Below are 505 nucleotides of genomic sequence, written 5' to 3'. Positions count from 1 at the left end.
GAAGTAAAGGTTTTTCTCCTGAAGAACTTGAAAAGTTGATCTCCCTTTTCTCCGGGCGTTATGCGTCGGGTGATTTCACGGCTGAAGATATTCGTCAACGCGTGTTGTCTGGTTATCAGTTTGTTGGGAAGTTGCAGGAAGAGAAAAAACAGCCGGATAGGGGTCAAAAAGGGGTCAGGGTCACTTATAACCCCGGCTACAGCTCCAATGAGGAAGATACCCCGGAAGTAGTGTTGGAAAAAAATGACGATTTGCGTGCCGAGGCACCTTATATTCCTGACGATGTCTTTGCACGACTGCCCGATTTGCTGACACGCTGCTGCCGTTATACGAGCGACAAGCGTGAGCGTGACATGGCATTGCTGGGGTGCCTGAACAGTTGTAGCGCGCTCTTCCCGTACGTCCGTTTCTACTATAAGAAATCGTTGTATTCCCCCCATTTCTATTTGGCCAGTGTGGCTCCTGCCGGTGCGGGTAAAGGCATTCTGGGATTTACGGCTGCTTT

General features: G+C 49.9%; 1 pseudogene. It reads left to right on the top strand.

What is annotated here, in order from left to right:
* A pseudogene (locus tag DW182_RS22040) lies at positions 1-505 on the top strand (VirE protein); the annotation flags it as partial.

This window comes from Bacteroides sp. AM16-24, from assembly GCF_003471885.1.
Lineage (GTDB): Bacteria > Bacteroidota > Bacteroidia > Bacteroidales > Bacteroidaceae > Bacteroides.
This window is presented reverse-complemented; position numbering and strand designations above follow the sequence as displayed.